General features: G+C 77.1%; 9 protein-coding genes. 8 read left to right on the top strand and 1 reads right to left on the bottom strand.

Annotated elements, in window-relative coordinates; translation table 11 throughout:
* Window positions 1–60 precede the first annotated feature (60 nt).
* Window positions 61–597 carry an HNH endonuclease gene (locus VM636_RS20305; RefSeq protein ID WP_030418244.1) on the bottom strand — a complete coding sequence of 179 codons (537 nt, stop codon included), beginning with the start codon at window positions 595–597 and terminating at the stop codon, window positions 61–63.
* 352 nt (window positions 598–949) lie between these two features.
* Between VM636_RS20305 and VM636_RS20300 the strand changes: the two genes are divergently transcribed.
* From VM636_RS20300 to VM636_RS20265, 8 genes are all read left to right on the top strand, one after another.
* Window positions 950–2,026: a mechanosensitive ion channel family protein gene (locus VM636_RS20300; protein WP_037857272.1), complete on the top strand. Its 1,077-nt coding sequence runs from the start codon at window positions 950–952 to the stop codon at window positions 2,024–2,026.
* 197 nt (window positions 2,027–2,223) lie between these two features.
* The gene (locus tag VM636_RS20295; protein WP_030418242.1) at window positions 2,224–3,675 is read left to right on the top strand and encodes a hypothetical protein; all 1,452 of its coding nucleotides are present in this window, start codon (window positions 2,224–2,226) and stop codon (window positions 3,673–3,675) included.
* Between the two features lie 68 nt (window positions 3,676–3,743).
* On the top strand, window positions 3,744–4,793 hold the full coding sequence (locus VM636_RS20290) for a glutamate ABC transporter substrate-binding protein (protein ID WP_053912470.1): 1,050 nt from the start codon (window positions 3,744–3,746) through the stop codon (window positions 4,791–4,793).
* Window positions 4,794–4,861: 68 nt separating this feature from the next.
* Window positions 4,862–6,172, top strand: coding sequence for a hypothetical protein (locus tag VM636_RS20285; RefSeq protein ID WP_053912469.1), 1,311 nt, complete (start codon window positions 4,862–4,864; stop codon window positions 6,170–6,172).
* Between the two features lie 19 nt (window positions 6,173–6,191).
* Complete coding sequence (locus VM636_RS20280) at window positions 6,192–8,858, top strand: tetratricopeptide repeat protein (RefSeq protein WP_338485273.1); 2,667 nt, start codon at window positions 6,192–6,194, stop codon at window positions 8,856–8,858.
* A 3-nt stretch (window positions 8,859–8,861) separates the two neighbouring features.
* Window positions 8,862–10,241 carry a PP2C family serine/threonine-protein phosphatase gene (locus tag VM636_RS20275; protein WP_338485272.1) on the top strand — a complete coding sequence of 460 codons (1,380 nt, stop codon included), beginning with the start codon at window positions 8,862–8,864 and terminating at the stop codon, window positions 10,239–10,241.
* A gap of 138 nt (window positions 10,242–10,379) precedes the next feature.
* Complete coding sequence (locus VM636_RS20270) at window positions 10,380–11,726, top strand: VWA domain-containing protein (RefSeq protein ID WP_030418237.1); 1,347 nt, start codon at window positions 10,380–10,382, stop codon at window positions 11,724–11,726.
* Between the two features lie 46 nt (window positions 11,727–11,772).
* On the top strand, window positions 11,773–13,122 hold the full coding sequence (locus VM636_RS20265) for an FHA domain-containing protein (RefSeq protein ID WP_338485271.1): 1,350 nt from the start codon (window positions 11,773–11,775) through the stop codon (window positions 13,120–13,122).
* The last annotated feature ends 32 nt before the right edge of the window (window positions 13,123–13,154 follow it).

Genomic DNA, 13,154 nt, shown 5'->3' with positions numbered 1-13,154 from the left:
GTGCCCGCCGGCCGCCGTCCGGCACGGTCCGGGCCCCGGTGCGCGAAGGCCCGGACCGCGTCAGGCGGAGATGCCGTCGATCCGGGCCAGGGCGTCGTCCGCGCCGTAGGGCTGCAGGTAGGGCAGCCAGCGCGGGTCGCGGTGCCCGGTGCCGATGATCCGCCAGGCCAGGCCGGTGGGCGGGGCCGGCGCGTGGCGCAGCCGCCAGCCCAGTTCGACCAGGTGCCGGTCGGCCTTGACGTGGTTGCAGCGGCGGCAGGAGGCCACCACGTTGTCCCAGGCGTGCCGTCCGCCGCGGCTGCGCGGGACGACGTGGTCGACGCTGGTCGCGGTGGCGCCGCAGTACATGCACCGCCCGCCGTCCCGGGCGAAGAGCGCCCGCCGGGTGAGCGGGACCGGCCCCCGGTAGGGGACGCGGACGAAGCGTTTGAGCCGGACCACACTGGGCGCGGCCACCGTCACGGTGGCGCTGTGCAGGTAGGCGCCGGACTCCTCCAGGCACACGGCCTTGCTCTCCAGGACGAGGACGAGCGCGCGGCGGAGCGGTACGACGCCCAGTGGCTCGTACGACGCGTTGAGGACCAGGACATGCGGCACGGACGCCTCCTTGTACGCCGGCGGCGCGTGGCTCGCGCCGGGACGATCCGTAGTCAGTTTCCCCTCATGCCTGCTCCGAGCGCCACCATGTCCCGGTAACGGGCCGGGAGTGTTTTCGACCACACCCGCCCCGCGGCGGTGGCGGGCGGCCCGCCGCGGGGCGGGTGAGGACCGTCTCTTCGGCGGCGTTCGCGCCGATCCGCGCGGCGTGCCCCGTTAGTGTGGTCGTCCTGCCCGTCCGGTGAAATTCCCGTGACCCCGGACCGGACCCGACCGGACCCGGCCGCACCCCGGACCGTGATCGCCCGTCCCCTCGCCGCCGGACGGGCCGCCGCACCTGGAGGTAACCCCCGTGTCCCTGTTCGCCGCCGCCTCGCGGACCGACCCGGAGCCGCTCCCGGCCGCACCGGCGGTGCCGACCCTCCAGGACGCCCAGGAGCACGCGACCAACGCGGCCGGCTGGGTCGAGGAGAACTGGGCCACCTGGCTCGCCGTCGGCCTGCGCGTCCTGCTGATCGTGGTGATCGCCACGGTGCTGCGGACGGTGGTCCGGCGGGCCATCACCAAGCTGATAGACCGCATGAACCGCACCGTCCAGGCGGTGGACGGCACCGCGCTGGGCGGACTGCTGGTCAACGCCGAGCGGCGCCGGCAGCGCTCGCAGGCGATCGGCTCGGTGCTGCGCTCGGTGGCGAGCTTCCTCATCCTGGGCACGGCGGCCCTGATGATCCTCGGCACCTTCCAGATCAACCTGGCCCCGCTGCTGGCCTCGGCCGGCGTGGCCGGCGTGGCGATCGGCTTCGGCGCCCGCAACCTGGTCACCGACTTCCTCTCCGGCGTCTTCATGATCCTGGAGGACCAGTACGGCGTCGGCGACAGCATCGACGCGGGCGTGGCCGGCGGAGAGGTGATCGAGGTCGGGCTGCGGGTGACCAAGCTGCGCGGCGACCACGGCGAGATCTGGTACGTCCGCAACGGCGAGGTGAAGCGGATCGGGAACCTCTCCCAGGGCTGGTCCACGGCCGGGGTGGACGTCACCGTCCGCGCCGACGAGGACCTGGACCGGGTCAAGGAGACCCTGGACGCGGTCGCCGAGCGGATGGCCAAGGAGGAGCCCTGGAACGAGATGCTGTGGGGCCCCGTCGAGGTGCTGGGCCTGGACTCGGTGCTGCTGGACTCCATGGTGGTCCGCGTCGCCGCCAAGACGATGCCGGGCAAGGCGCTCACCGTCGAACGCGAGCTGCGCTGGCGCGTCAAGCGGGCCTTCGACGCGGCCGACATCCCGATCGTGGGCGGCGCCACGGTCCCCGCGCAGGAGGACGGGTCCGACCCGGCGGCGGCGGTCGCCGCGCCCTCGGCGTACGCCAGCGCGACCTCCCCGCAGTCCCTCGCCGCCTCCCCCCTGGCCCCGCCGGGCACCGCGAAGTAGCGCCGTACCCCGCGTGGCCCGCGCCGGGCCCGCACCGGCGGAACCGGGCCCGGTCGCGGCGGCGTGTTGGCGGGCGGGGCGGGTGAAGGCCGCTCCCGGCGGGCCGCCGCGACGGCGCCGGGTCCGGACCGGGCGGTGCGCGATCCCGTGCGGACAGGGATACTTGGGGCGACGGATGACCCTGGGGGAGGTCGGCAGTGACTCGACCGACGGCGAGCGGCGCGGCGCGGGCACCGGGCACCACCCCGGCCGCGCTCCCCTCCGTCCCGGCCCAGTCCGGCCCGCGCCCCCCGTCGCCGGCCCCCGCGCGGCCGGCCGGGGCGCCGCCCGCGCCCCGGCGCACCGCGTTCGCCGAGGGCGTCGACCGGCTGCGCGCGGCGGCCGTCACCGCACCGGGCCGGCTGCGTCTCGGGGGCGCCCTGCTCGCCGTCCTCGTCCTCGCCTTCGGCGCGGTCACCGCCTGGCAGACCACCGAGCGGTCCGCCGCCGCCGACGAGGTGCTGACGCGCAGTCAGCCGCTGAGTTCGGGCGCCGCGGGCATCTACCGCTCCCTCGCCGACGCCAACACGGCCGCCTCCAGCGCCTTCCTGGCCGGCGGCGAGGAGAACGAGGCCGCCCGCGAGGGCTACGAGAAGGGCATCCGGGCCGCCGCCGAGGGACTGGTCGCGGCGGCCGCCGCCTCCGGCTCCGACGCGTCCGCCACCGAGCCGGTCACCCGGCTCAACCGCCTGCTGCCCGAGTACAAGGGCCTCGTCGAGCGCGCCCGCACCTACAACCGGCAGGGCTACCCGGTGGGCGGCGCCTACCTGCGCTACGCCGACGAGAAGATGCAGAAGGAGATGCTCCCGGCCGCGCAGGAGCTGTACGAGAAGGAGAACCGGCGGCTGGACGCCGACTACGCCGAGGCGCGCGCCCGCCCCTGGGCGGCGATCGGCCTCGGCGTCCTCGCGCTCGGCGCCCTCGGCTGGGCCCAGCACCGCGAGTACCGGCGCACCAACCGGGTCCTGAACCGGGGCCTGGTCACCGCCACCGCCGCCACCACCGCCGTGCTGCTCTGGCTGGCCACGGGGCAGGGCCTGGCCCGCTCCGGCCTCGGCGACTCCTACGACCGGGGCATCCGCTCGCTCAACGTCCTGCACGACGCCCGGATCGCCTCCCTGAGGGCCCGTGCCGACGAGAACCTCACCCTGGTCTCGCGCGGCGCGGAGACGACGCGGGTGGACGGGGAGCCCCGCGACGCCTACGACCACGCCTTCGAGCAGAACATGAAGGCGCTCGGCGCCGGGCTCGCCGAGGCCCGGCGGCTCGCCGACGACGAGGCCGGGCGGCGCCCGGTCGCCGCCGCGGAGGGCGACATGGCCGAGTGGCGGCGGCGGCACGCCGCCGCCCGTGCCCAGGACGAGAACGGCGACTACCGCCGGGCCCTCGACCTGGTGATCGGCGGCAAGGGTTCCACCGCCGAGTGCTTCGACGGCGTCGACGCCGCCCTCGCCCGCGCCCTCGACCACGAGACGCGTGAGTTCCGCGAGGCGGCGAGCGCTGGCCGGGGCGCGCTGAGCGGACTGGCCCCGGGCGCCGGGGTGCTGGCCGCGCTGGGCGCGGCGGGGGTCCTGTCCGGCATCGGCCGCAGGCTGTCGGAGTACCGGTGAGCGGGTACGGGCCCGGGCGGGGCCGGTGGCGGGGAAGCCACGCGGAAGGCGGGGAGAGGGGCACGGGGATGCGCGGGGGACGATTGCGGGCCGGTCTGCGGGGCTGGGGCGGGGTGGGCGCGATGGCCCTCGTGTGCGCCCTGGCGCTGCTCTTCGCGCTGCTGCTGCCCGCGCTGCACCGCGGCGCCGACGACCGGGGCGCCGGTCCGGACGGCGCCGCGCGGACCGGCGCTGAGGGCAGCCCGGCCCTCGCCGGGCAGGAGTGCCGGGACCCCGAGAAGCAGACCCTCGCCCCCTCCGGCGACGACGGCCCCGCCGTGGAGCGGATCAAGAACCGGGAGGGCGGCAAGCGCCGGCTGGTCGTCGGCGTCGACCAGAACAGCTACCACTGGGGCTACCGCGACCCCAACGGCGGCGACGCGGCCCCGGTCGGCTTCGACATCGACCTGGTGCGGCGCATAGCCGGGGACATCCTCGGCGACCCGGACGCCGTGCAGTTCAAGGCGATCCCCACCGACCAGCGGGTGCGCGCGATCCAGGACGGCCGGGTCGACATGGTGGTCCGCACCATGACCATCACCTGCGCCCGCCTCGCCGACGTCGCCTTCTCCGCGCCCTACTTCAGGACCGGCCAGCAGGTCCTCGTGCCCGCCTCCTCCCCCGTCACCGGATACGACGCGAGCCTCGCCGGCCGGCGGGTGTGCACCGCCTCCGGCTCCACCGCCCACGCCACCCTGGAACGGGACCGCGAGCGGGGCACCCTGCCGGCCGGCGTCGACTTCTCCACCACCGTCGCCAACCAACTGGACTGTCTGGTACGGCTCCAGCTCGGCGAGGTGGACGCGATCGTCACCGACGGCGCCCTCGCCGCCGGCCAGGCCGCGCAGGATCCCACGGTGCGCATCAAGGGGGACGCCTTCACCACCGAGTTCTACGGCGTGGCGATGAGGAAGGACGCCGACGATCTGGTACGCCGGGTCAACCGGGTCCTCGTGGAGTACCGCGCGGACACCGCCGGCGGCTGGCAGGCCGCGTACGACCGGTGGCTGGCCCCGACGCTGGGCCGCGACGCGTCGAAGTCGGCGCCGCCGGACCCGAAGTACCTGCGTACGGGCTGAACGCGCGTCACCCGGGGAAGGAACCGGGAAACAGGCACGACCGAGTCCGAGGCAGCGAGAGGTGATCGATGGGCGACACGGGACCCACCGGGCCGGTGATGGACCGGGACGAGGTGGACCGTGCGCTGGCGCGGCTCGGCGTCGAGCACGAGGCCGTGGAGACCTCGCTCCTCGCCCTCCAGGACCACGCGGGCCGCAGACTCCTCGAGGGCGCCGAACTCACCGGTGTCACCCGCGAGCGCTGGGCCGCGGCGGAGGCGTCGATCGCGCTGCTGTGGACCTGCTTCGACGCGTACACCGGCGCGCTGCGCACCGCCCGGGAGATCCGCGCCCGGCGGCGCTGGTCCAGCCGCGAGGACCTGGCGGAGCTGACGGAACTGCTGCGCGGGGAGCCCGTCGCCCTGCCCGCCGCCGCGGCGCCCGGCGCACCGGCGCGGCTCGGCGAGCGGTACTCGCTCCGGACGCTGGTGGACCGCATGAACCAGCTCTACGCGGACTGCCTGGACACGGTGGTGGCCGCGGACGCGGTGTGGTCGGCGCTGCCCGCCCGCATCGACCTGCTCGCCGCCGAACTGGGCCGCACCCGCCGCCTCGCGCACTCCGTCGGCGTCCGGCCGGGCGAGCACCCGGCCGGCGACGACCTGGAGCGGATCACCCGGACGCTGACCGTGCTGCGCGAGCGGGTGGTCTCCGACCCGCTCGCCTACTGGCGTCCGGCGCAGGGGAGTTCGGCCCCGGGCGGCGGCCGGCCGGACACCACGGTCTACGACCGGGAGGCGCGGGCGCTGGAGGACGTGCGCCGGGAGATCGACGCGGTGCTCGCGGTCCGCCAGGACGCCGAGCAGCGGATCGTGCGGCTGCGGGACGTGCTCTCCCGCGCCGACCGCACCCTCGCCGAGGCGCGCACCGCGCGCGGCGAGGTGCTGGCGAAGATCGCCGCGACGGAGGTGCCGGTGGTCAGCGGCCCGCCGACCGCGCTGCAGGAGCGGCTGGTGGCCGCCGCCGAGTACCGCCGGCACGCCCAGTGGCACCGGCTGTCCCCGCTCCTGGAGGCGCTGGAGGAGCAGGCCGAGGACGAACTGCTGCGGGCCCGGGAGTCGTTGACGGCGGTCACCGCGCCGCTCGCGGTCCGCGCCGAACTGCGCGGCCGGCTGGACGCCTACAAGGCGAAGACGGCCCGGCTCGGGCTCGCCGGGGACCCCGAACTGGTGGAGAAGTACGAGCGGGCGCGGCGGATGCTGTGGAGCGCGCCGTGCGACCTGCGGGTCGCCGAGGAGGCCGTGCTGCGCTACCAGCGGGCGGCGGCCGAACTGCTGGGCCCCGCCCAGCGGGTGCCGGGCCAGGGCGGGCCGGCGGACCGGACGGGGCCGGGCGCGTGAGCAACGGGGAGAGGACGGCATGAGCCAGGAGCGGCGCGCCTGCCAGCGCCCCGGCTGCGGCGGGACGTACGAGGACATGGGCGGCGGCGGGCTGTACTGCGGCACCTGCGGCCTCGCCCCGGTCGTGGCGCCGGGGCCCGGGGACGGGTCGGTGGGCTCGCTGCCGACCGGGCTGACCGGCGCGGGCGGCTCCTCGGGCGGCGGCCGGAGCGCGCGGACGGCCTCGCGGTCCGCGCGGTCCCGCCGGTCGGTGTCGGGGCGGCTGGTCCGCTCCGCGTCGGGCCGGCCGACGGGCCGGTCGGTGTCGGTGCGCAGTTCGGGCTCGGCGGCCGGTTCGTCGGGGCGGGGGCGGCTGGGGGCCGGACTGGTCGAGGTCCCGGCGGTCCCGCGGCCCGACCCGCGCGCCATGGTGCTGGAGCGGCCGCAGGTGCCCGAGCGCAAGCGGTACTGCTCGCGCGCCGACTGCGGGGCCCCGGTGGGGCGGGCGCGCGGGGAGCGGCCGGGGCGCACGGAGGGCTTCTGCACCAAGTGCGGGCACCCGTACTCCTTCGTGCCCAAACTGCGCGCCGGGGACGTGGTGCACGGCCAGTACGAGGTGGCGGGGTGCCTCGCCCACGGCGGGCTGGGCTGGATCTACCTCGCCGTCGACAAGGCGGTCTCCGACCGCTGGGTGGTCCTCAAGGGGCTGCTGGACACCGGGGACCAGGACGCGATGGCGGCGGCCATCTCCGAGCGGCGTTTCCTCGCGGAGATCGAGCACGCCAACATCGTGCGGATCTACAACTTCGTCGAGCACCTCGACCCGCGCACCGGTTCCCTGGACGGCTACATCGTCATGGAGTACGTGGGCGGCAAGTCGCTGAAGGAGATCGCCAACTCCCGCCGCACGCCCGGCGGCAGGCGCGACCCGCTGCCGGTGGAACAGGCGTGCGCCTACGGCATCGAGGCGCTGGAGGCCCTCGGCCACCTGCACGGCCGGAACCTGCTCTACTGCGACTTCAAGGTCGACAACGCCCTCCAGAGCGAGGACCAGCTCAAGCTGATCGACATGGGCGCGGTGCGCCGGATGGACGACGAGGAGTCGGCCATCTACGGCACGGTGGGCTACCAGGCGCCCGAGGTCGCCGAGGTGGGGCCCTCGGTGGCCTCCGACCTGTACACGGTGGCCCGCACGCTGGCGGTGCTCACCTTCGACTTCCAGGGGTACACGACCGTCTACGCCGACTCGCTGCCGGACCCGGACACCGTCGACGTCTTCCGTCGCCACGAGTCCTTCTACCGGCTGCTGGTGCGGGCCACCGACCCGGACCCGGCCCGCCGGTTCGCCTCGGCGCAGGAGATGGCGGAGCAGTTGACGGGCGTGCTGCGTGAGGTGGTCTCGCTCGGGACGGGGCACGCCCGGCCCGCCGTGTCGGCCCTGTTCGGACCCGAAGCGCGGGTGCCGGACACGGAGTTGTTCCCGGAGCTGGACGGGGAGGTGTCCCCGCTGGGCTTCCGTCCGCGCCGGGTGCGCCGCCGGGGCGCGGGGCTGCCGTCCGGTGCCGGCGCGGGGCGCTTCCCGGCGGGCGGGGACGGGGCGCGTACGGGGGCGCGGGCGCACGGGGAGGAGCGCACGGCCGCCGGGACGCGCGGCGGCGCGACCGGCGGGCACGCGGCGGGCGGCCTCAGCGGTGCGGGCACCGGTGCGCTGGGGGGCGCCGCCGGCGGGTCCGCGGCCGGCGAGGGCGGGGCGGGCCCCGGTCTCGTGCGGCCGGTGGACGCGGCCGCCGCGGCGCTCGCCCTGCCGGCCCCCCGCGTCGACCCGCAGGACCCGAACGCCTCTTTCCTCGCGGGTCTGACGGCCTCCGCGCCCGGCGAACTGCTCGGTGTGCTGGCCGCCGCGCCCGCGCCGTCCACCGAGACGCTGCTGCGCCGGGTCCGGGCCCGGCTGGAGGGGGGCGACGCGCCCGGGGCGCTGGAGATCCTGCGCGAGGTGGAGGCCGGGCTGCCCGACGACTGGCGGGTGGTCTGGCACCGGGGCCTGGCCGCCCAGGTGACCGGCGACCACGAGGGCGCCGCGCTCGCCTTCGACGCGGTCTACGACGCCTTCCCCGGCGAGATCGCGCCCAAGCTGGCGCTCGCCCTGTGCGCGGAGGTGCTGGGCCAGCTCGACAACGCCGCCGAGTACTACCGCCTGGTCTGGGTGACGGACCCGAGCCATGTGAGCGCGGCTTTCGGCCTCGCCCGGGTGCTGCTCGCCGACGGCGACCGCGCGGGCGCCGTCAACACGCTGGAGTCGGTGCCGGAGTCGTCCATCCACTACACCGCGGCCCGGGTCGCCGCCGTCCGGGCACGGCTGCGGCGGCGCGCCGCCGCGCCCGGCGACCTGGCGTTCCCCGACGATCTGACGGCCGCGGCGCGACAGGTGGAGGCGCTGGACGTGTACGGTCTGGACCCTGCGCGGCGCGAGCGGCTCTCGACCGAGGTGCTCGGCCGCGCCCTGGACTGGGTACTCTCCGGAGGCCGGGGCTCCGTCGCTCCCGCCCCCGGAGGGCGGACGCTGCTCGGCAGCGGCCTGGACGAACGGGGCCTGCGCTTCGGCCTGGAGCGTTCGTACCGCGCGCTGGCACGGCTGGCACACGGCGGCGAGGAGAGGAACGACCTGGTGGAACGAGCCAACCGCTACCGCCCCCGGACGTGGGTGTAGCCGATGTCGCAGATGCCCCGGCAAGCAGCCGTGCCCAGGTGCCCCGGCTGTGACGAGCCCCTGGAGCCGGGCGACCGCTACTGCGGCGCCTGCGGTCACGACCTGTCCGCGGTGCCGGCCCCGCCCGCGGACCACCCGACCCTCGCCATGGACGGCCCGGCGCCCGCGCCGCCCGGCGGCGTGGCCTGGCCACCCGCCCGCGAACCGGAGGGCCCCGAGCGCTCCGCCCCGCACACCCCCGCCGACCTGCCCGGCACCGACTCCGGCGGCCCGGCCGCGGCCCCGCCCGCGCCGCCGCCCCCGCCGCGGTCCCCCGCGCCGGGACAGTCGTCGGGGGTGCGGCTGGACCGGCCGCGCGAGCCCGAGGAGTACCCGTTGCAGGCACCCGACCCGCGCCGCTCCCCCGCCCCGGCGCCGACGGCACCGCCCGCCCCCGCGGCGGACCCCGCGGCCCCGCCCGCCGCGGCCGAGCGGGTCTGCGTGGCCTGCCGCGCGGGCCGCGTCGACCGCGACGGCTACTGCGAGAACTGCGGGCACGCCCAGCCCCGGGAACGGGATCACCTGGAGCAGGAGTGCGGCCCCGTCGCCGCCGTCAGCGACCGCGGGCTGCGCCACCACCGCAACGAGGACGCCTTCTGCGTCGGCGACACCACGCTGCCGGACGGCGCCCCCGCCGCCCTGGCCGTGGTCTGCGACGGCGTCTCCTCGGCGACCCGCCCGGACGACGCCTCCCTCGCCGCCGCGCGCGCCGCCGCCGACACGGTGCTGACCGCCCTGCCCCGCGGCACCCACCCCCAACAGGCCCTGCACGACGCCATCCTGGCCGCCTCGCACGCCGTCAACGCGCTGGCCGGGGAACCCGCCACCGCCCGCGAGCGGGCCCCGCACCAGAACGCGCCGGCCTGCACCCTGGTCGGCGCGGTGGTCGCCGCCGGCCTGCTGGTCGTCGGCTGGGTCGGCGACAGCCGCGTCTACTGGGTGCCCGAGGACCGCGCCGCGCCGCCGGCCCGGCTCACCGAGGACGACTCGTGGGCCGCGCAGATGGTCGCCGCGGGCCTGATGACCGAGGCCGAGGCGTACGCCGACGAACGCGCCCACGCCATCACCGGCTGGCTCGGCGCCGACGCCTACGAACTGGAGCCGCACACCGCCGCGTTCAAACCGGACCGCCCCGGTGTACTGGTGGTCTGCACCGACGGCCTGTGGAACTACGCCGAATCGCCCGAGGAGATGGCGCGGGTGCTCCCCGCGGACGCCGCCGCCCGCCCGCTGCACGCCGCCCGCGTCCTGGTCGGCCACGCCCTCGACGGCGGGGGCCACGACAACGTAACAGTGGCCGTCGTGCCGTTCCCCGGGCCGCACGCGCGGGCAGGATCGGCCTGAGGTCTCGCGCGGCGCGGGCCCCCGCCGGGCCCCGCCGCGGGCGGGCGTGCCCGCGGCGGGCCCTCACGGGCCGCAGGGGGCGGTCCGTACCGGCAGGCGCCCCGCCCGTGCGGGGCGCGTAGGGGGTGGCGGACCGGCATGGCCGACTTCTCGAAACCGAACGTGCCGCGGTTCTCGGTCGACGTGTACCAGAACGAGTACCTCCCCGAGGGCGGCGGCGACGTCGACGCGATCGTGACCGTCACCGCGACCGGCGGCGGCACGACCGGCGGCGCGGCCTCCGCGCCCCGCCTCCACGCGCCGGGCGGGGGCCCGTCCGCCGCGGTGGTGCTCATGGTCGACTGCTCGGGCTCGATGGGCCACCCGACCGCCAAGATGCGCCACGCCCGCGACGCGACGGCCGCCGCCGTCGGCACCCTGCGCGACGGGGTGCGGTTCGCGGTGGTGGCCGGCACCCACACCGCCCGCGAGGTCTATCCCGGCGGCGGCCGGCTCGCGGTCGCCGGCGCCGCCACCCGGCAGGAGGCGACGCGGGCCCTGGGCCGGCTCGACGCGGGCGGCGGCACCGCCATCGGCACCTGGCTGCGCCTCGCCGGCCGGCTGCTGACCGCCGCGGACGTCACGATCCGGCACGGCATCCTGCTCACCGACGGCCGCAACGAGCACGAGTCGGCCGCCGGCCTGCGGTCCGCGCTGGACGCCTGCGCGGGCCGGTTCACCTGCGACGCCCGCGGGGTGGGCACCGACTGGGAGGTGAAAGAGGTCACAGCGGTCGCCTCCGCGCTGCTCGGCTCCGCCGACATCGTCGCCGACCCGGCCGGTCTCACCGCCGACTTCACGCGGCTGATGGAGACGGCGATGGGCAAGGAGGTCGCCGACGTCGCGCTGCGCCTGTGGACGCCGGCCGGGTCCACCGTGCGGTTCGTCAAACAGGTGGCGCCCGCCGTCGAGGAGTTGACCGGCCGCCGGACCGAGGCCGGGCCGCGCGCCGGCGACTACCCGCTCGGTTCCTGGGGCGACGAGTCGCGGGACTACCACGTGGGCGTGCGGGTGCCGCCCGCCGGGCTGGGCCGGGAGATGCTCGCGGCCCGCGTCGGCCTGGTGATCCCGGAGCCCGACGGCGGCGCCCGCGACCTCGGCGCCCAGGGCCTGGTGCGGGCGGTGTGGACCGACGACGTCGCCGTCTCCACCGCCATCAACCCCCAAGTCGCCCACTACACCGGGCAGGCCGAACTGGCACAGGCCATCCGACAAGGTCTCGAACTCCGCAGAACGGGAGACATCGGCGGAGCAACGGCCAAACTGGGCCGCGCGGTTCAGCTCGCCGGAGCCTCCGGAAACGCGGATACGGCGAAATTGCTTGCGAAGGTGGTGGACGTGGTCGACGCGGCGGCGGGTACTGTGCGACTCAAAGCGGCGGTCGGGGAGGCCGACGAGATGACTCTCGACACCCGGTCGACCAGAACCGTCCGCGTGAAGAAGTGACGCTGTACGCCCACGAGACGCTCCGCACGAAGGGGAAGCTACCGACATGCCGACCTGCCCGAACGGACACCAGTCGGGTTCCGACGACTGGTGCGAGGTCTGCGGTCACCGCATGGCCGGTGCCGTGCCGCCCCCTCCGCCGCCCCCGCCGCCCGCCGGCGGCTACGGCTTCCCGCCGCCCGCCGGCCAGAGCGGCCACGGCGCCCCGGGCGGCCCCGGAGGTCCCGGCGGGCACGGCGGTCCGGGCGCCCACGGCGGTCCCGGTGGTCCGGGCGGCCCCGGCGGCGGTCCGCAGCTCTGCCCGCAGTGCCGCACGCCCCGGGAGGGCGGCGCGCCCTTCTGCGAGGAGTGCCGGTGGAACTTCCTGACCAACACCGCCACTTCGTACACCCCGGCGGCCCCGCGCCCGCCGGCGCCCGGCCAGGGCCCGCCCTTCCCCCCGCCGCCCGGCCCGTCCTACGGCGGCGGTGACGGCTACGACTACCAGGGCTCCCGCCCGTCCCAGGTGAACCGGCCGGCCGAGCCGATCCCGCCCTACGGCGCCGACCCGTCGGGCCACGGCGGCCCCGGGGGACACGGCGGCCCCGGCGGCTACGGCGCTCCCGGCGGCCCGGGCGGCCCCGGCGGACCGTCCGGCTACCCCAACCCCGGCGGGCCGAACGGCCCCTCGGGTCCGCCGGCCCCGCCCGGCTTCGGCCCCGATCCGTCCCGCCCGTCCCCGCCGCCCGGCCCGGCCCACCACGGCGGCCCGGGACAAGGGGGCGGTCCGCAGGCGTACCGGCAGTCCGGTCCGCCCGCCCCGCCCGGCTTCCCCCGGGAGACCGACCGGCCGGGCGGCGGCCCGTCCTTCGACGACGACTGGACGCTCCCCCCGCCGACCGGCGGCCAGGGCGGCCAGGGCGGCCCCGGCCAGGGAGGTGGCTACGGCTACCCGCACCCCGGCGCGGCCCCCACCCCGCCCGGCCCCGGCTACGGACAGCCCCAGTCCCCGGCGACCTGGACGGCGACCATCGGCCCGGACCGCGAGTACTTCATGGCGATGATGCACCGCTCCGGTCCGGAGGCCGCGGGTCTCAACCTGCCCGCGTACTCGCCCGAGCAGCAGCGCACGCTCTCCGGCAACCAGATCACCATCGGCCGGCGCCGCCACTCCACGGGCGACACCCCGGACATCGACCTGGCGGTGCCGCCGGAGGACCCGGGCGTCTCGCACCAGCACGCCATCCTGGTCCACCAGCCGGACGGCAACTGGGCGGTCGTCGACCAGAACTCGACCAACGGCACCACGGTCAACGGCGGCGAGGAGCCGATCCAGCCGTTCGTGCCGGTGCCGCTGCAGGACGGCGACCGCGTCCACGTGGGCGCCTGGACGACGATCACCCTGCGCCGGGGCTGACCCCGCGCCGGGGCGCCGCGCCCGGGTGGGCC

It is taken from the genome of Streptomyces sp. SCSIO 75703 (genome assembly GCF_036607905.1).
In the GTDB taxonomy this organism is placed as follows: domain Bacteria; phylum Actinomycetota; class Actinomycetes; order Streptomycetales; family Streptomycetaceae; genus Streptomyces.
The sequence above is the reverse complement of the archived record's forward strand: the minus strand, read 5'-3'. Positions and strand labels throughout refer to the sequence as shown.